The organism is Eggerthella lenta DSM 2243, assembly GCF_000024265.1.
Lineage (GTDB): Bacteria > Actinomycetota > Coriobacteriia > Coriobacteriales > Eggerthellaceae > Eggerthella > Eggerthella lenta.
In genome coordinates this window covers 502,721-520,657 of the sequence record NC_013204.1, presented here as the reverse complement: position 1 = coordinate 520,657, position 17,937 = coordinate 502,721, and the positions used below count along the sequence as shown (strand labels likewise).

General features: G+C 62.2%; 13 protein-coding genes and 1 pseudogene. 7 read left to right on the top strand and 7 right to left on the bottom strand.

Going from position 1 to position 17,937, the window contains the following annotated elements:
• Window positions 1–166 precede the first annotated feature (166 nt).
• Window positions 167–2,047 (top strand): FAD-binding protein, encoded by a 1,881-nt coding sequence (locus tag ELEN_RS02050; RefSeq protein ID WP_009306014.1) that lies wholly within the window; start codon window positions 167–169, stop codon window positions 2,045–2,047.
• Window positions 2,048–2,118: 71 nt separating this feature from the next.
• Here the strand turns inward: ELEN_RS02050 and ELEN_RS02045 are convergent, their stop codons facing one another.
• Window positions 2,119–3,510: a sodium-dependent transporter gene (locus ELEN_RS02045; protein ID WP_009306013.1), complete on the bottom strand. Its 1,392-nt coding sequence runs from the start codon at window positions 3,508–3,510 to the stop codon at window positions 2,119–2,121.
• 464 nt (window positions 3,511–3,974) lie between these two features.
• On the opposite strand from ELEN_RS02045, the gene ELEN_RS02040 reads away from it, so the two are divergent.
• From ELEN_RS02040 to ELEN_RS02030, 3 genes are read left to right on the top strand one after another with little or no spacing between them, the layout of a single operon-like run.
• Window positions 3,975–4,850: a MetQ/NlpA family ABC transporter substrate-binding protein gene (locus tag ELEN_RS02040; protein ID WP_009608184.1), complete on the top strand. Its 876-nt coding sequence runs from the start codon at window positions 3,975–3,977 to the stop codon at window positions 4,848–4,850.
• 27 nt (window positions 4,851–4,877) lie between these two features.
• Window positions 4,878–5,891 carry a methionine ABC transporter ATP-binding protein gene (locus ELEN_RS02035; RefSeq protein ID WP_009306011.1) on the top strand — a complete coding sequence of 338 codons (1,014 nt, stop codon included), beginning with the start codon at window positions 4,878–4,880 and terminating at the stop codon, window positions 5,889–5,891.
• The gene (locus ELEN_RS02030; RefSeq protein WP_009306010.1) at window positions 5,881–6,549 is read left to right on the top strand and encodes a methionine ABC transporter permease; all 669 of its coding nucleotides are present in this window, start codon (window positions 5,881–5,883) and stop codon (window positions 6,547–6,549) included. Before ELEN_RS02035 ends, ELEN_RS02030 begins: the two co-directional genes overlap by 11 nt.
• Before the next feature lie 113 nt (window positions 6,550–6,662).
• On the opposite strand, the gene ELEN_RS02025 is transcribed toward ELEN_RS02030, so the two are convergent.
• Window positions 6,663–8,225: an aminopeptidase 1 gene (locus tag ELEN_RS02025; protein ID WP_009608033.1), complete on the bottom strand. Its 1,563-nt coding sequence runs from the start codon at window positions 8,223–8,225 to the stop codon at window positions 6,663–6,665.
• Window positions 8,226–8,451: 226 nt separating this feature from the next.
• Window positions 8,452–8,736 carry a hypothetical protein gene (locus tag ELEN_RS16115; protein WP_143924730.1) on the bottom strand — a complete coding sequence of 95 codons (285 nt, stop codon included), beginning with the start codon at window positions 8,734–8,736 and terminating at the stop codon, window positions 8,452–8,454.
• A gap of 53 nt (window positions 8,737–8,789) precedes the next feature.
• Here ELEN_RS16115 and ELEN_RS02020 point away from each other — a divergent pair, with 53 nt between their 5' ends.
• The 3 genes from ELEN_RS02020 (at window position 8,790) to ELEN_RS02010 (ending at window position 13,673) form a co-directional block, all read left to right on the top strand.
• Window positions 8,790–12,062, top strand: a complete 3,273-nt coding sequence (locus tag ELEN_RS02020) for an ABC transporter ATP-binding protein/permease (protein ID WP_015759963.1) — start codon at window positions 8,790–8,792, stop codon at window positions 12,060–12,062.
• Between the two features lie 268 nt (window positions 12,063–12,330).
• On the top strand, window positions 12,331–12,933 hold the full coding sequence (gene ngr / locus ELEN_RS02015; protein WP_009306007.1) for a nigerythrin: 603 nt from the start codon (window positions 12,331–12,333) through the stop codon (window positions 12,931–12,933).
• Between the two features lie 167 nt (window positions 12,934–13,100).
• Window positions 13,101–13,673 (top strand): beta-class carbonic anhydrase, encoded by a 573-nt coding sequence (locus ELEN_RS02010; RefSeq protein WP_015759962.1) that lies wholly within the window; start codon window positions 13,101–13,103, stop codon window positions 13,671–13,673.
• Window positions 13,674–13,760: 87 nt separating this feature from the next.
• Here the strand turns inward: ELEN_RS02010 and ELEN_RS15850 are convergent.
• From ELEN_RS15850 to ELEN_RS01995, 4 genes and pseudogenes are all read right to left on the bottom strand, one after another.
• Window positions 13,761–14,045, bottom strand: a pseudogene (locus tag ELEN_RS15850) (SPFH domain-containing protein); the annotation flags it as partial.
• A gap of 237 nt (window positions 14,046–14,282) precedes the next feature.
• Window positions 14,283–14,813 carry a metallophosphoesterase family protein gene (locus ELEN_RS02005; protein WP_015759961.1) on the bottom strand — a complete coding sequence of 177 codons (531 nt, stop codon included), beginning with the start codon at window positions 14,811–14,813 and terminating at the stop codon, window positions 14,283–14,285.
• A 148-nt stretch (window positions 14,814–14,961) separates the two neighbouring features.
• Window positions 14,962–16,044 carry a molybdopterin-dependent oxidoreductase gene (locus tag ELEN_RS02000; RefSeq protein ID WP_015759960.1) on the bottom strand — a complete coding sequence of 361 codons (1,083 nt, stop codon included), beginning with the start codon at window positions 16,042–16,044 and terminating at the stop codon, window positions 14,962–14,964.
• A 15-nt stretch (window positions 16,045–16,059) separates the two neighbouring features.
• A complete protein-coding gene (locus tag ELEN_RS01995) occupies window positions 16,060–17,742 on the bottom strand; it encodes a molybdopterin-dependent oxidoreductase (RefSeq protein WP_015759959.1) in 1,683 nt (560 codons plus the stop codon).
• Window positions 17,743–17,937: the final 195 nt, after the last annotated feature.

Sequence of the window (17,937 nt, the reverse complement as noted above, 5' to 3'; positions counted from 1 at the left end):
CAAAAAATAACCGAAAATGGGCGAGGCGGAAACCGTCCGTTTCGATACATGCACCGATAATCGGGGTCGACTCCGACAACCTCGCCTGGCGATACTCGCGTTGTTCATTTCGGCGAGGCACGGCGATCACGAAGCCACGCCGACCAATCGAGGAGGGAGCAACACTATGGAACTCAATCGCAGGGACTTTCTCAAGGGGTCGCTCGCATTCGGCGGCGTCGCCGCACTGGGCGGTCTAGCGGGATGCGCGACGCCGCAACAGGCGAGCAACGACTCGGCGAAAGACGCCAAACCGGAGAAGAAAAGCGTGCCCGACAGCTTCACCGACGGCAAATGGATAGGCTCGGCTATGGGCCACGACGACGACCTGTTCGTGCAGGTGACCGTCGCGGGCGGCGACATCGCAGGCATCAGCGTGCTGCGCTGCGACGACACCATCGGCATCGGATCCACGGCCGCTCCGATGATGGCAACGAGGATTCTCGAAGCCAAGAACATCGACGTGGACACAGTCACCGGTGCCACCACCACATCGATGGCCGTGCAAAGCGCTGTAGCCGACGCCATCACGAACGCCGGCGGTAATCCGAAGGACTTCCGCCTAGGCGCCGCAACCCCCAGCGGCGGCGCCGCGCAGACCGCCGACGTGGACGTGGCGTTCATGGGCGCCGGCACCGCAGGCCTCGTTGCAGCGACGCGACTGCTGGAAGCCGGGAAAACGGTGGTGCTCTTCGAGAAGCAGGACATTGCCGGCGGCTCCATGCCCATGACGTACTCGGGCGTCGCCGCCGCCGAATCGCAGCTGCAAGCGAACTACGCGCTCGGCAGGGCCGACGACAATCCCATGTACAACAAGCAAGCTATGTTGGCAGTCATGCAGAAGTACCTCGTTCCCGAAAACGACCGCTTCGACGGCGCGATGCCGTACCAAACGGCCATGTACTCGAACTCCGGACAACTGGTGGATTGGATGCACGGCATCGGCGTGGGCTTCTACAGCTTGGGCGTGAACAAGGCGTACGGCGTGACGCCGTATTTGGCTCCCGGCTGCTACATGGGCGGCTGCGGATACGCGAAGGACTACCTGGTCGATCGCATCGGTGCGCTTGGCGGACAGATCGTATACGCGACGAAGGTGACCGAACTCGTGCAGGATGCCGACGGTCGCGTGACCGGGCTCAAAGCTGAAGGGCGTGACGGCTCTACCTGGACCGTCACGGCGAAGGCCGTATGCCTCACGTCGGGAGGGTTCGCGGCCAACCCGGACATGATCAAGGAGCACTACCCTCAGTACGCCGACTTCAAGTTCAATTGCGCACCCGGCTCCACCGGCGATGGCATCGAGCTGGGACAGAAGGCGGGAGGCGCTATCGAGTGCATGGGTCGCGACCTAGGCGCATTCCTGTCCACCACGAACCAGGCCGGATCGAACTTCGAGATCGCCTTCTTGTACCAGACCACGCCAGGCATCCTCGTGAACGCGTCGGGCAAGCAGTTCGGCAATATCATGTCGGATAACCACGGCGTGCTTGGGCGGGCGCTTCTCGATGAAACGAACGGGGGGAAGTTCTTCTACGTCACCGACGAAGCGGGCCGCATCACCACGAACAAGAACGAGCTGTACGCCATGGATACCTACAAATGCCTCGAGCACCGTGGCGACATGGTGCACTACGATTCCGTGGAGGCTGCTGCCGAGGAGCTGGGGCTGACCGACCTCGCTGCCACTCTCGATACGCATAACGCCCACGCGCTCGCCGGCGAGGAAGACGAGTTCGGACGCAAGAAGCTGCCCTACCTCGACACGCATGATGGCGTTTGGGTAGTGTCCTGCATCCCCACGTTCTACTTGACCACGGGTGGTTTGGCCATCGACACCGAAGGACACGTGCTGAGCGACTCGGGCGAAGCCGTCGCCGGACTGTACGCGGCGGGCGACGTATGCGGATCCATCGAGGAGAAGGACGGCCGACCCTACGCGATGGGCTTCGACGCCGCCATGAACTACGGCTACCTCATGGCAGAAACCGTGAAGGGCGAGATCTAAGTTGCACCGAAACCTTTAGACTTCTCCCCGCTCCGCTCGGCCCGCGGCGCCCTCCCTCCGGCGCCGCGGGCCTACCCCAGCCCCAGCCAGGTTTGCACGATGGGTACGTAGCCGGCCACGAACACCGCCAGGATGAGCACGGGCAGCGCGAAGCGCACGTAGCCGCGAGCCCAGCGAGGAAAGCGCGTGCCCTCGCCCGTGTCGGCCTCGCGCAGAAACGCATCCCAACCCCAGCCCCGCTTGGACGTGCAGAACAGCAGGAACACCAGAGCGCCCAGCGGCAGCACGTTGTTCGACATGAGGAAGTCCTCGATGGCCTGGATATTGCCGATACCCGGCACCTCCACGCCCGCCCACACGTTGAAGCCCAGTACGCACGGCAGCGACAACAGCGCCAGCGCGATGCCGTTCACCAGGCAAGCGCGGTTGCGCGACCAGCCCCACTCGTCCATGCTGAAGCTCATGATGTTCTCGAACACCGCCACCACCGTGGACAGCGCGGCGAAGCTCATGAACAGGAAGAACAGCGTGCCCCACAGCTGCCCCACCGGCATCTGGCTGAACACGCTGGGAAGCGTGATGAACACCAGGCCGGGGCCGCTGCCCGGCTCCACCCCGAACGCGAAGCACGCCGGGAAGATGATGAGGCCCGCCATGATGGCCACGAGCGTGTCCAGCCCCGCGACGCGCAGCGCCTCGCCCGTAAGGCGGTAGCGTTTATCGATGTAGCTGCCGAAGATGGACATGGACCCCACGCCCACCGACACCGTGAAGAACGCCTGGCCCATAGCCGCGAACACGGCATCGACGAACGTCCCCCACCCGCCTTCGAACAGCTTCGCGAAATCGGGCATGAGATAGAACGACAGGCCCTCTTCGGCGCCCGGAAGCGTGACCGCGCGCACCACCAGCACGGCAAGGACGGCGAACAGGGCGGCCATCATCGTCTTCGTAATGCGCTCCACGCCGTTGCGCAAGCCGGCCCGCGTCACTAACACGCCTATCAGCACTACGACCAGCATGAACGCGACCATCATAAGCGGGTCGGCCAGAAGCCCGTTGAACACCCCTTCGACGGCGCCGGCGTCCAGGCCCTCGAACGTGCCCGCGCCGCTGAACGCCATGAACGCCAGCATCCATCCGGCAACCGTGGTGTAGAACATCATCAGCAGGTAATTGCCCGCAAGGGCCGCCCACTTGAACCGATGCCATTTCGACCCGGCCGGCTCCAGCTCGTCGAAGCTGCGCGCGACGCCCTTCTGGCTCGCCCGGCCCACCGCGAACTCCATCACGAGAATGGGCAGCGCGAACACCACCAAGAACAGCAAATACAAAAGCACGAATGCCGCGCCCCCGTACTGCCCCACGATGTAAGGGAAGCGCCACACGTTCCCCAGCCCGATGGCGCATCCCGCGCTGATCAGGATGAACCCTAAACGGGATCCGAATTTCTCACGTACCATACGTCCTCGCTTATCGAAAGCGCCCAGACTGAACAGTCCGGACGCGCAAAAAACAATGCGAGCAGTGTAGCGGAAGACGGCAATGAAGCCAATTGGCAGTTCGGCAGCGCACGGTGCACGGCCTGCCCTAACCGTGCACCTGCCCGCCCTTTACCTGCGTAGACGACTTTACCGTTAACCGAGTTATCTGTTTATCAGATGACTGCTGTCCAAAACTACGAATGACCAAACCCCTTGTTTCAATCTAGGCATCCGTTGATAATGCTTTCACCCCACTGAAGAGAGGAGAGCCCGTGCTCATGCGAATGCAATCGCCCCAACCCACGCGCCCTGGTGCCTGCCTTCATCTGCATTCAGTTCTCCCGCTGCCATAAGCGCGCCGAGAGCATTGCATGCGAAGACGGGAAGCCTATGGCTTCTTTTTTTACCCTTAGCACCCCTCATCGAGACAAAGGACCAAACCCATGACTATCCGCACCGCTTCACATGAAACCCCCGCCGGATCGCGCTCGTCGCGAGCCCGCCGCGCCGCCGCAGCCCTTGTCGCCTGCTTGGCCGTCGCCCTGCTCATCCTGCCCGGCTGTACGTCGACCGGCGGCTCCAATGCCGAAACTATCCGAGTCGGCGTGTGCGCAGGACCCTATCAAGACATGTTCGAGCAGGCCATCGAACCCTCTCTGACCGAGCAGGGCTACTCGGTTAAGTACGTCGAATTCTCCGACTACGTGCAGCCGAACAATGCTCTGGCCGACGGCGAGATCGACCTCAACCTGTTCCAGCATGCGACCTATTTGGAGAGCTTCTCCAAACAGCACAACCTCGACCTCGCATCCATCGTCGAGGTGCCCACCGCCGCCATGGGCGTGTTCCTGGGCAAAGCCGGCTCGCTCGATCAACTGCCCCCGAACGCAACCGTCGCCATTCCCAATGACGACACCAACCTGTCGCGAGCGCTGCGCGTGCTGCAGCAGGCGGGCCTCATCACGCTGGATGCCTCCGTCGACCCCGCGAAAGCAGGGGTGAACAACATCGCGGAGAACCCGCGTGGCCTTTCCTTCCAGCAGGTCAACGCTGAAGTGCTGCCCACCGTGCTGGACAGCGTGGACGTCGCGGTGATCAACGGCAACTACGCCATCGGCGCCGGCCTCGACCTTGCCGACGCGGCTTACGTCGAGCAGCTGTCCGAGGGATACTACAACGTCATCGCCGTGCAGGGCGCCGATGCCGACGCCGAATTCGCCCAGGCTGTGAAAGGAATCGTGCAATCCGATGCGTTCAAAAGCGTCATCGACGACCCCGACAACATCTTCGCCGGCTTCGGCAAGCCCAGCTCGTACTAGGCAATCGTCGCAAAGGAAGGTCGTTCCATGATAGAGCTGAAGAACATCCAGGTCGAGTTTTCCCGAGACGGGGCTTCCGCCACCGCGGCCGTCGACGACGTGAGCCTGACCATCCTGGAAGGCGAGGTGTTCGGCATCATCGGGTCGAGCGGTGCCGGCAAGTCGACGCTTGTGCGCACCATCAACCTCCTGCAAAAGCCCACGTCGGGAGATATCGTGATCGACGGCGCATCCATCGTAGGGCAGACCGGCGCCCGTTTGCGCGAAACGCGCTGCGGCATCGGCATGATCTTCCAGCACTTCAACCTATGGAATGCCAAGACCGTCTACGACAACGTTGCCTTTCCTTTGAAGTGCGCCCGTTGGAGCAAGCAGGACATCGAGGAGCGCGTCGTCGAGCTGCTGGAGTTCGTGAACCTGGAGGAGAAGCGCGACGCGTACCCCCAAACGCTGAGCGGCGGACAGAAGCAGCGCGTGGCCATCGCACGCGCACTGGCCGCCAACACGCGCATCCTCCTGTGCGACGAGCCCACCAGCGCGCTCGATCTCGAAACCACAAAATCGGTGCTCGACGTGCTGAAACGCGTGAACCAGCAACTTGGCGTGACCATCGTGGTCATCACCCACGAGCTTGACGTGGTGAAAGGCATCTGCGACCGCATCGCAGTGATGGACGGCGGACGCGTGGTGGAGCAAGGCGAAACCTACGAGGTGTTCTCCAACCCGCAGTCCGAGATGCTGCGAGGCCTGGTGCGGCACTCCCAGAACTTCGCCCTGCCAAGCGGCGCGTTCGAGCAAAACGGCTCTATCATCAAGCTCACCTACGCGGGAGAAAACGCCACCGAACCCGTGCTATTCGATGCAGGGAAGCTGTTCGACGTGCGCCTTTCCATCCTGCACGGCAAGATCGAGTACATCAACGAGAAGCCCTTCGGCATTTTGTACGTGCGAGCCGAGGGCGCCAACGACCAAATCGACCGAGCGACCGCGCATCTGAGAGGGCAGGTCGAGCATCTGGAGGTGTTGAAGCATGCCGGATAACATCAGCGAGATTCTACTCGAGGTGGGCAAAACGCTGGGAGAGACCGCGTTCATGTGCAGCATCGCGCTGGTCATCGCCATCGTGGCTGGCGGCGCGCTGGGCATTTTGCTCTACGCTTCCAGCACGCACCTGTTCATAAACAGCCCCTTGCTCAACAAGGTGCTGGGCGCGACGGTGAACGTGGTGCGCTCCATCCCGTTTTTGATTCTGCTCATCTTCCTGCTGCCGCTGTCGGCCTTGGTAGTGGGCACCAAAATCGGCACCGAGGCGGTGGTGATCCCCTTGGCCGTCGCGGCGGTGGCCTTCTTCGCGCGGCTGAGCGAGGCGTCGTTGGCCGAAGTCGACAAGGGCATGATCGAGGCCGCGTTCGCCAGCGGAGCCGGCAAGCTGAGAACGATGTTCTGCATCGTGCTGCCGGAAGCGCACGTGCCGCTGGTGAAAGACATTACGATCACCGCCATCTCGCTGCTGGGATTCTCGGCCATGGCAGGTCTTGTGGGAGGCGGAGGCCTGGGCGACCTCGCGTATCGCTACGGCTACCAGCGTTACAACATGGGAATCATGATCGCGTGCATCGCGGTGCTGGTGGTGCTGGTTCAGATCATCCAGGCAGCAGGAGACTGGTACGTCAACCGCATCGAGCGGAGACGCTCGTAAGAGCAAGCATAGCGAGACGGGCGGCGGGTGCGCGGACGGAACGGGGGCGGGGACGCTCGATGCGTCCCCGCCCCCGTTCGCGATTCTGATGCTTCATTGCCCGCAGGCTGCCCCTACGCGTTCTTCAGGAACGCCTCGTAGCCTTTGAAGGCCTCGTAGATGTCGGCCTTGCTGGTGACCTCCCACGGAGAGTGCATCGACAGCACGGCCACGCCCGAGTCGATGACGTCCATACCGTACTTGGCAGGAATATAGGCGATGGTCCCGCCGCCTCCCACGTCGACCTTGCCCAGCTCAGCGGTCTGGAACGACACGCCGGCGTCATCCATGACGCGGCGGATGCGCGCCACGTACTCGGCGTTCGCATCGTTGGAGCCGCTCTTGCCGCGGCTGCCCGTGTACTTGTTGAACACCAGGCCGCGCCCCAAAAACGCGGAGTTCTTCGCCTCGAACGCGCTGGCGTAGGCGGGGTCGAAGCCGGCCGACACGTCGGACGACAGCATGCTGGACGCCGCCAGCGCGCGGCGCAGCGGCAGCGGGCCGCCCTCGCCGGCAAGCTCCATGATCTCGGCCATGGCGTTCTCGAAGAACTGCGACGCCATGCCGGTTGCGCCCACGCTGCCGATCTCTTCCTTGTCCACCAGCACGCACACGGCCGTCTTCTCCGGCGTCTCGGCGAGCGCGAGCTGCGCCACGAGCGACGTGTAGGCGCACACGCGATCGTCCTGCCCGTAGCCGATCACCATGCTGCGGTCGAATCCCAGGTCGCGGGCGCGTCCAGCGGGCACGACCTCGATCTCGGCCGACAAGAAGTCCTCTTCCTCGATGCCGTACTTCTCAGCCAACAGCTTAAGCGCGAACGCCTTGACGGGCTCCTTCTCTTCTTCCTTTTCTCCATCAGCAGGAGCCTGAACATCCTCGCTTGTCGCTACGCTTGCTGCAGATTCCCCGGGAGCCTCGGCGGTGCCCACCAAGCGAGTTCCGCACGAGCCGGACAGTCCAGCGGACTGTCCGTGCGAGCCAGGACTGCCGAGCGACTGGGTGCCGTCGAGGCTCCCGCTCCCGCAGGTCAAAGGCCGGTTGCCCATGAGGATGTCCAGGTCCTCGCCCTCCACCACCTCGTTGGCCTTCTTCGCCATCTGCTTGCCGGCCAGGTGGATCAGCAGGTCGGTGACGCAGAACACCGGATCGTCCGGGTCGTCGCCCACCTTGACGTCCACCACGGTGCCGTCTTTCTTCGCGATCACGCCGTGCAGCGCCAGCGGCAGCGTGACCCACTGGTAGTTCTTGATGCCGCCGTAATAATGCGTGTCGAACAGCGTGAACCCGTTCGACTCGTACAGCGGGTTCTGCTTGAGGTCGAGACGCGGGCTGTCGATGTGCGCGCCCAGGATGTTGAGCCCCTGCTCCAGCGGCCGCTGCCCGAGGTGCGCCAGGATGAGCGCCTTGCCGTGCGCCTGCGCCCACACCTTGTCGCCGGCCTTGAGCGCGCGCCCTTCGCGCACCGCCTGGTCAAGCGGCAGGTAGCCGTGCTCTTCCGCCAGCGCGACGGCCGAAGCCGCGCACTCGCGCTCGGTCTTGTTGTCCGAGATGAAGTCGATGTACTCGGCAGCCAGATGCTCCAGCGCCTCGAGGTCGGCTTCGTCGTATTTCTTCCATGCCACGTCGCGTTCCATGTCATGCGTCCTTTCGCCGCCGTTTTCTTATTCCGCCCCATTATCGCCAAGCCCAGCGCCAGCGAAACCCCGAAAGCGCAATCTCCCGCAAATCGTAAGCAAGCGGGCGTGGGAGGCGCGCTGCACGAAAAACTCCTTCCGATGCACAAAAACCCGCGACGCACGACATTCGAAACGCCTCGCATCGCTTCACGGAAGGCACCTCTCGGACGATATCGCGCAAGTGCTATTTGCGACCTGGGATTTCGCCGGTGCCACCATCGGAACAACCAAAGACCAACCGAAGACGGCACCCGCCCGCATCAAACGTCGCCGATTTTTGTGCAAAACGGCTGCGAATCGGTGCACCCGTAGGAAAACGCGCTCCAAACGCCAACGCCGCCCCGCCTTCCAGCAGCATCGCGCCCGCTTCCCGCCACAAAAGTAACCGTTCGGTAAACTCGGTGAAGATTGCTCTTTCCCAAGAAGGGAAAGCAGGAAAATCAACCATGATTAACGAAGCATCAACCATTGCGTAACACCTGCGTTTCGCCTCCTCGCGAGGAACGCACCGAAAGGCACCCCATGCTGCAACTGCTCAACATCTGCAAGTCGTACACGACGGCCGACTTCACCCAGACCGCGCTCGACAACGTGTCGGTGTCGTTCCGCGACAACGAGTTCGTGGCCATCCTGGGGCCCTCCGGCTCGGGCAAGACCACGCTGCTCAACATCGTGGGCGGCCTCGACCACTACGACTCGGGGAACCTCATCATCGATGGCATCTCCACCGAACAGTATAAAGACAAGGACTGGGACGCCTACCGCAACAACCGCATCGGCTTCGTGTTCCAAAGCTACAACCTCATCCCCCACCAGACGGTGCTGTCCAACGTGGAGCTGGCGCTGACGCTGTCGGGCGTGTCGCGCGCCGAACGCCACGACCGCGCGGTGGCCGCGCTGCAGAAGGTGGGCCTGGGCGATCACGTGAACAAGAAGCCCAGCCAGCTGTCCGGCGGCCAGATGCAGCGCGTCGCCATCGCGCGCGCCCTGATCAACGATCCCGAGATCCTGCTGGCCGACGAGCCCACCGGCGCCCTCGACTCCAAAACCAGCGTCCAGATCATGGACCTGCTCACCGAGATCGCGAACGACCGCCTGGTCATCATGGTCACGCACAACCCCGAGCTGGCCGAAGACTACGCAACGCGCATCGTCACGCTCACCGACGGCGTCATCCGCTCCGACACCGACCCCTACGAGCCCACCGCCGAGGACATGCGCGTGAGCGAGAAGCCCGCGCGCCGTACGAAGATGTCGTTCCTCACGGCGCTTTCGCTGTCGTTCAAGAACCTCATGACGAAGAAGGGCCGCACGCTGATGACGGCGTTCGCGGGCTCTATCGGCATCATCGGCATCGCCTCCATCCTGTCGTTGGCCAACGGCGTGAACAACTATATCAAGTCCGTCGAAGAGGAGACGCTATCGGAGTACCCGCTGCAAATCCAGAGCACCGGCTTCGACATGACCTCCATGATGCTGGGCGCGGCCACCGGGGCAGGCGGCAACACGGGGGAAACCGAAGGCGACGGCAACCAGGACAAAGTAGGCGTCACCGAGATGGTCACCAACATGTTCTCCAGCATCGGCTCGAACGATCTGGCGTCGCTGAAGGAGTACCTGGACAGCGGTCAGAGCGACATCGACCAGTACACGAACGCCATCGAATACACCTACAACGTGGCTCCGCAGATATACAGCTCCAACACCGATAAGCTTCGCCAGGTGAACCCCGACAAGTCGCTGTCCGCGCTGGGCCTGGGCTCAACGGCATCCTCGAACAGCCTCATGTCCATGTCGATGAGCACCGACGTGTTCTACGAGATGCCCAGCGACCCGAACCTGTACGAGAGCCAGTACGACGTGAAAGCAGGACACTGGCCCGAGAACCACAACGAGGTGGTGCTCGTGCTCACAGGCAACGGCAACATCAGCGATTTCATGCTGTACACGCTGGGTCTGCGCGACGCCAACGAGTTCGACGACATGGTTAAGAAGTTCGCGGCCGAAGAAGAGGTGACCACGCCCGACAACATCGAGCAGCCCACCTACGACGACATCCTGGGCATCACGTTCAAGCTGGTGCAGGCCACGGACTACTACGTGCACGACGACGAGTTCAACGTGTGGAAAGACAAGACGGACGACACCGACTACATGCGCAACCTGGTGAACAACGGCGAGGACGTGAAGATCGTCGGCATCGTGCAGCCGCGCGAAGACGCCACCGCCACCATGCTGAGCTCGGGCATCAACTACCCCTCCACGCTGACCGACTACGTGATCGAGCAGGCCGCCAGCAGCACCATCGTGAAGGACCAGCTGGCTCATCCCGACACCAACGTGTTCACCGACAAGCCGTTCGGCGAGGAAGACGACGGCGAGGGCTTCGATATGCAGTCGCTGTTCACTATCGACGGCGATGCCATCCAGGCGGCGTTCAAGTTCGACGAGAGCGCGCTGACCAGCGGATTGTCAGGCATGTCGCTGGACCTGTCGGGGCTGTCGCTGGACATGGGATCGCTGCCGGCGTTCGACGGCTCGTCCATCGCGCTTGATCCCAGCAGCATCGACATGAGCAACCTGGTCGATTTCAGCGACATCAAGCTGGATCTGGGCGATGTGCAGCCGACCATGGATTCGGCGAAGATGCAGGCGGCCATGGAAGACATCATGGCAGGGTTCAACCCGTGGTACGCGAACTGGGCGCAGGAACAGGTCGCGCAAGGTAAGGTTCCCACCATGGAAGACGGAGCGAAAGCCTACCTCGAAAGCGAGGAGGTCCAGAAGAAGATCGCCGATGCCATCATGGGATCCATCGACATGAAGCAGGCCACCGAAGCCCTGCAAACCCAGCTACAGCAGCAGCTGTCGGCAAAGATGCAGCAAGCCGTCCCCGCCATGGCGCAGGCGCTTGAGAGCCAGCTGCAGGCGTCCATCACCACGGCCATGAGCTCGTACATGCAAAACGTGCTGGGCGCGTACATGCAGCAGATGCAGACCGCGCTGGAAACGCAGGTGTCCGCTGCCATGCAGCAGTCCATGAACCAGATCGCCGCGAACATGTCTAACGCCATGAGCATCGATGAGTCGGCCTTCGCCAACGCGTTCCAGATGAACATGGACGAGAACGACCTCACCGAGCTCATGATGTCGATGATGGGCAAGGAGGACGCCTCCTACGACAACAACCTGAAGAAGCTGGGCTACGCCGACTTCAACAAGCCGAGCGGCATCGACATCTACCCCATCGACTTCGAGAGCAAAGAGAAGGTCATCGGCATCCTCGACGCCTACAACGACCGCATGACCGCCGACGGCGAAGACGACAAGGTGATCACCTACACCGACTTCGTGGGCACGCTCATGGCCTCGGTCACCGACATCGTGAACATGATCAGCTACGTGCTGGTGGCGTTCGTGGCCATCTCGCTGGTGGTGTCGTCCATCATGATCGGCGTCATCACCTACATTTCGGTGCTGGAACGCAAGAAGGAGATCGGCATCCTGCGCTCCATCGGCGCCAGCAAGGGCGACATCAGCCGCGTGTTCAACGCCGAGACCATCATCGTGGGCTTCACGGCCGGCGTCATCGGCATCGGCCTGACCATGCTGGCCTGCATACCCGCCAACGCCATCGTCTACTCGCTGTTCGACGTGGCGAACGTGGCCTCGCTGCCGTGGCAGGCCGCCGTCATCCTGGTGGCCATCAGCGTGTTCCTCACGTTCCTGGCCGGCCTCATCCCCTCCAGCGCCGCCAGCAGGAAAGACCCGGTGGAAGCGCTGAGAAGCGAGTAAGCGAAGCTGCACCGCACAAGCCCGAGCAAACCGAAGAGGCGCTCCTGTTTTGCAAGAGCGCCTCTTTTCCTCGCCAAGACGAGAGGGGCGGCGTCTTCCATCGCCCCTCTCGCTTGCCGCGGACGCTTTTGTGGACGTTTCGCGAAATACCCGACGGCCATCGATTACCCCCTTGCGTCTCGTTCGGCTTCGGAGTATTCTACTTATTGAGATTAATTCTCAATAAGAGTGCACAGACGAAAACGTAAGACGAGAAGGAGTATCACCCATGAAGGTACGTTCCGAGATCCCCACCGCCGAGAACACCACGAACATGGACGGCTTCGGCACCTGCGAAGTCGGCACCACGCTCGAGAACCTGAAGGCCGCCATCGGCGGCGAGACCGGCGCTTCCGCCAAGTACGCCGCGTTCGCCCAGGCTGCCAAGGAGCAGGGCTACGAGCAGATCGCTCGCCTGTTCGAGGCAACGTCCGCTGCCGAGCAGATCCACATCGGCCTCGAGTACGCGCTCGTCGCCGAGATGGAGCCGGGCTTCGAGAAGCCGGCCGCCCCTGAGGCCGAGGGCATCCAGACCGACCTGAACCTCATCATGGGCGCTCAGGGCGAGATCTTCGAGACGTCCGACATGTACCCGGCCTTCATCAAGAAGGCTCAGGAAGAGGGCAACACGAAGGCCGTGCAGGTGTTCACCCGCGCCAAGCTGGCCGAGTCCGTGCACGCCGAGCGCTACCTGGCGGCGTACAACGACATCGACGCTCCCGACGACGACAAGTTCTACCTGTGCCCCATCTGCGGTTACATCCACAAGGGCGAGAACTTCGAGAAGTGCCCCATCTGCTTCTGCCCGAAGGCCTCCTTCCGCGCGTTCTAAACCGTCGCACCCAGCTTTTCCATCTGCCAGAAACGGCCGCCCTCGGGCGGCCGTTTCCACGTCTGCGACCTGCATCTTCACCGAATGTTTCACGTGAAACATTCGTTCGCACATTGCGCGGGAGCAGGTTGCGCTATCATAAGGGCTTCGGACGAAAGAAGGCTCTTATGGATCAGCAGCAGGCGACCATCTCCCCCACCATCGACGGCATCCTCGCGCACAACCGCGCGTTCGTGGAGCGCCGCGACTTCGAACGTTACACCACCGACAAGTACCCCGACAAGAAGCTGGCCATCGTCTCGTGCATGGACACGCGCCTCACCGCGCTGCTGCTGGCGGCGCTGGGGTTGAAGAACGGCGACGCGAAAATCATCAAGGTGGCCGGCGCCGAGGTGGCCCACCCCTTCGGCAGCGTCATGCGCTCGCTGCTGATCGCAGTATGCGAGCTGGGCGTGGAGGACATCATGATCGTGGCGCACACGAACTGCGGCGCACAGCACATGAGCGGCAAGGAGATGGTAGCGAACATGGAGCGCCTCGGCGTATCGGCCGAGCGCATCGAGTTCGCGCGGCACTGCGGCATCGACTTCGACAAATGGCTGGCCGGCTTCGGCGACACCGAGGAAGCCGTGCGCAAAAGCGTCGACATGGTGGCGAACCACCCCGTCATGCCGCCCCACGTGCGCGTGATCGGATTCATCATGGACTCCGACACCGGTGAGCTTTCGGTGATCTGCTAAGCAGGCGACGTCGTCCAGACTCACCGTCGTCCTTGCTTTTCATTTGACCGTCATTTGCTTTTCTGGGCCCGCGAACTTCGGCCTTCGCTACCCCTTCGGGGTTTTCAGGGAGTCGGCCATGTTCTTCAGGGCGGCGTCGCTGAAGCCTTCGCTTTAGGCGCTCGGGATGACCACGGTGCCGCCGGAACCCTTCACGCTCTCGTACAAGAGGTGCATCGTGCGCAGGCGCAGGGCCACCTCGTTCTGCTCGTACACGTGCGCCGCGTCCACGACGCATGGACGAGACGTCCTTCTCCACCTCGGCCAGCACCTGCGGGCGTTCTTCTCGCGCTCGGCCTGGGCCTCGGTGGACATGACCTCTTGCAGCTCCCGCGATGCACAACAGGTCCACCGGCAGCGCGCGCACCAGCCGCTTCGTCGCCGTGACGAACGCTTCGACGGCCAAGGGAACCAACAGCCCCAAGCCCTCATGCAAAGCGACACCGCCAAGCACGCCGCTTCGGTCGCCTTGCGCGCCCCTGCACGCATTGTCGCCCGAAAGCCGCGGAATCGCGCCTGAAAACGAGGCCTTCGGGCGACAATGCGCATGGAATGCACCGGGCTTTCGCCTTACGCGCCCTCGCCCGCTTCGAACACGGTCTGCCCGTCCAACGACGCGATGCGCACGCCCAGCACGCGCCCGTCGTCCACTAGCATGCGGCCCGTGCACTTCGGAAACCCGCCGCGAGGCCGGAACGGCGCGCCGGGGCAGACGACGTACGATGCCGGACGCGCCTCGGGTCCGTACACCAGCTCGGGCACATGCGTGTGCCCGTGGACGCACACCTGCGGGATGGGATCGCCCGCCGCCAGACCCGCGCAGCCGTTGAACCCGATCTGCACGTCGCGCGGATAGTGCGCCACGAGGAAGCGCACGCCGTCGATCACCGGATGCGCGAAACGGCTCACGCGCGAGCCGTACTCGTCGAAGTCGTTGTTGCCCAGCACCGCCGTGGTCGGCGCCAACGCCTCGAGCGCATGCAGAATCTCGGGGCCGCCGATGTCGCCCGCATGGATGATATGGTCGACGTCCGCCATGGCCGCGAGCGCCTCGTCGGGCAACTGTCCATGCGTGTCGGATATGAGGCCGATAACGGTCATGACGAGCTCCTTCTTTGCATCAACCGATCGAATGGCAAGTATAGATCATACGCCGGCCTTCACGCGACCCATTAAACCATTGCCAAACTGCAAGCGGACGCCCGAAAAAGAGGGCGCGCCCGGATTGCGCGCCCTCCGATAAGCCCTCTTACGAGACCTGGAACAACAGCGTCGCCGCAAGCGGCGAAACCATGCCGTCTGCAGTTTTGGCACGCACCGTCATACGATAGTCTCCTGCATCTTCGAACGAAGTGGAGAACTGCCAATTCACCCATTTGTCCGCGGTTGCTCCCTCGGTCGCGCACGACGTCCAAGTAGCGCCGCCGTCGAACGAAAACTCGATAGCCTCGATCGGGCTTCCTAGATCGTCGGCAACGCCCTCGAACGTGATCTCGTCGCCTGCGACGAACGTGCATCCGTCGGCGTAGTTCATGATGTTGATCTTGTTGCGGTAGCACGGATCGACCTGCTGCACATCGGGTTCGGCGTCTTCGCGCGTCAGCTCGATGTCGGTGATGTTGCGCGTGAAGTACCGCGCTACCGTCTCGGGCATCCACAGCTGCATGCTGGAACCGTCCGTCGCCGACGTAAGCTCCTGGCCGTTCACCTGGTAGACGAGCATCGCATCATGCTCCAAAGCGTAGCGCAGCGGCAAAGGCTGGCCGAACCCGTCGGCGCCATACGCCGTCACGGTGTTCACGCCTTCCTCCAAATCGGCCATTTCCACGATGGACGCCAGCGGCACGCCGAGCACCGCAGCCTGTCCGAACGGAGAGCCGGTAGCGCACGAGCACGCCATGAGCGCCTCCTCGCTGGCATCTTCGGACAACTCGCTTACATCCACCGTGAAGTTCTTCTTGATATGGCCCCCTACGTTCACGTAGAAATTGGCCACGCCGCCCGTCTGCGCTTCGAACTCGACCGCAGGCTTAGAGCACATCGAGGTCAAAGCAGCACCGAATACGTTGAACAGCTCGTCGTTCGGGGTCGTTCCCAATTGGTTAAATACAAAGCTTCCCTGCACGTTCGGCACCCGTACGTACGAGCCGTCGTCGACGTTCACCCACGAAGCCTCAACCACGTTCTCGTTGAACGAGTGCGTCGTCCCGCTCGCCGCATCGGATGCATCGGCGCTGTTCGGATTCAAAGCGTTCAGCGCCAAGCCCGACCCGGTGAGCAGCAGCGCAGCTCCGGCAACACCGGCGAACATTCGGGTATTTCGTTGCGTCATGTCTATCATCCTCGCTTACTGCTGATCGCCGGAAGCATCGCCGTTGGCCATGGCCGGATCGACGATCTTCCCTATCTCGGTGATCTCGTCTTCGGACGGCATCTCGTCCTTCGCGTTCACCAGCACCTCGTGGTTGCGGTAGCTCACTTCGCCGTCGATGTCCGTGCCGCGCACGCTCAGCACGTACGCTCCTTCTTTCTCGGGCGTGAACGTGAAGCTCCACCACAGCCACTTCGCCGGATCGACGTCTCCCACGTCGAACGACGTCCACGTCTCGCCGCCGTCCATGGAGAATTCCACCGTCTTCATGGGATGGTCGAACGCGTCGGCATAGCCGTTGAACGTGAACGGCTTGCCGTTCTGGATGATGAGACCTTCGGGCACGCCGCACACCGTCACGTTGGGACGGTTCACATGGGCATCCTCTTGGTTGACCTGGCCGCACACACGCTCGTCCATGACATCGGACGACACGTGGTAGCCGTTGATCTGCTTCGAGAAGATCTGGGCATCGTAGGTCTCCTGCCAATGCATGACCGGGAAGCCGTGACGTGCGCTGAGGTATTCGCCATCGATCTTGTACACCAGATACCCTTTGTCCAAGACCGAGAGGTCGAACCCGCTGCGCGAAGACCCGTCTGCGCGAATGACGCGCACGCTGTTGGTGTCTTCGGTGTAGCCGCCAGCCTTCTCGATGAGCCAGCTGACCGGGATACCGGTGATCTCGGCCTGGCCGATTCCGCCGCCGCCGATCGGATTCAGCTCGCACACCATCTTCGAGGGCTTCGTGACCACCACGCCAGCGGCTTCAGCTTCGGCCACCAGCTCGGGCAGCTTCTTCGTGTAGGGCGCGTTCACGTTCCCGTCGACCGTGAACTCCCACTCGTCGAACATGCTCTGGGGCAGGTCGATGTCAAGCCCGTTAGGCCCGCATGCGTAACGCATATGGTCGTAATAGCCATGAACGAAGTCGTAGCTGTACAGCTCGTCTTGCGTCTGCACCTTGTCCTGGGTGGATGCGAACTCGCCCTGCACGTTTTCAACCTTGTTGATGCCTTGCAGCGCCTCATGCTTCACGTTGTCCCACAGCTGCATGCCGTTGCCATCCGCAGTCGCGTCGTGACACGATTGACACGTGCCGTTCGAGCCCTCGGCGAACTTGTTCCCGCTGCGCTCGTTGTAGTGGATGGCATGTATGAGGCGGCCGAAATCGTCGCCGTTGTCACGATGGCACGAGATGCACTGGTTCACGTCGCTGTACGTCTCGAGCGCTTTGTTGTCGATCGTGGCATGCTTGTACTCCATGTTCTCGATCATCGCATTCATATCAGCATGGCACGAATTGCACCCTCGGTTGTCCGCGTCGAGGTAGTACGTGTTGTACGAAATGGTCCAGCTTTGCTGCATCCAATGGGGGCACTCGTACTCGGTCGGGGTACGCTGAACCAGCTGCCCGTTCGAATATCGAATGATCTCGGGCGCGTACTCCTCGGCGATCTTGTCCCACTTGTCGTAATTCTCGACGATGTACTCTTTGCCGGGATACTGAACATCGCCGTCCGGCTCCCCTCCGCGCACTATTTCGTCTGCAGTCGACGCAGAATCGGCCGCAAGCGCCGGACCAACCACGCAGCAAGCTGCAGTCATCGCCAACACCCCCGCCATTCCAAGCGCGGCCTTCAGTCGCATGTTTCTCATGATCTCTCCTCCATCCTCTCTTGTCGTGCGTGCGGCAGTTCCGCCTTATCGCTTGCCCCTCCTTCCAACCTGGAACAGGCGCGCACGCCGCACACCCGGAAGATGGTAGAAGCACGGGATGCCCACCGCCATCGACGTATCCGGGTGAATATGACGAAGGGCTCGAACGGGTATCCCCCGGTTTGGTTGATAGAG